At 67.1% G+C, this 720-nt stretch carries 1 protein-coding gene and 1 rRNA gene; both read left to right on the top strand.

Going from position 1 to position 720, the window contains the following annotated elements; translation table 11 throughout:
- Positions 1 to 95: ribosomal RNA gene (gene rrf / locus ACZ48Z_RS02840) — 5S ribosomal RNA — on the top strand; the annotation flags it as partial.
- Positions 96 to 251: 156 nt separating this feature from the next.
- Positions 252 to 560: a hypothetical protein gene (locus ACZ48Z_RS02835; protein ID WP_468733979.1), complete on the top strand. Its 309-nt coding sequence runs from the start codon at positions 252 to 254 to the stop codon at positions 558 to 560.
- The last annotated feature ends 160 nt before the right edge of the window (positions 561 to 720 follow it).

Here is a 720-nt window from a genome sequence, read left to right as displayed (position 1 = left end):
AAACGCCCGGTTACATTCCGAACCCGGAAGCTAAGCCTTACAGCGCCGATGGTACTGCAGGGGGGACCCTGTGGGAGAGTAGGACACCGCCGAACAATATTTGGAGGACCCCTGGTCCCAGCGTTCAGCTGGGACCAGGGGTCCTTTTGTTTTTAGAATGCTTGCAGTGCCGAAGACAGGAGTCACCATGTCCACCAACTCTCCCGACGACCGACCGGAGCGCGACCAGCAACGACGGGACAGTGGTGACCGTGGCGATCGAGGCTACCGGGGGGAACGCGGTGGCTTCCGCCGCGACGACAACCGTGGTGGGAACGACCGCGGCGGCAACGACCGTGGTGGCAATCGCAGTGGTGGCGGGGATCGCGGTGGTTTCCGGCGTGATGACAACCGTGGCGGTGCCAGCGACCGTGGTGGGGATCGTGGGGCTCGTCCTCCGTTCCGTCGTGATGACCGGCCGGCTGGGCCTCGTCGGGACGACCGTGACCGTGGGTTCCGGCGTGACGGTGACCGGCCTGCCTTCCGGCGCGATGACCGCGGGGACCGTGGGGAGCGCGTAGAGCGCCGCGACGACAACCGCGGCAGCAGCTACGCACCCCGACGCGATGACCGACGCAGCGACGACCGCGGTGACCGTGGTGGCTTCCGCCGTGATGACAACCGCAGTGGTGGCGGTGACCGTGGCGGTTTCCGCCGTGATGACAACCGCAGTGGTGGCGG

It is taken from the genome of Streptomyces sp. NPDC031225, from assembly GCF_055570355.1.
Note: the sequence above shows the minus strand (reverse complement) of the source record. Positions and strands in the feature narration are given on the sequence as shown.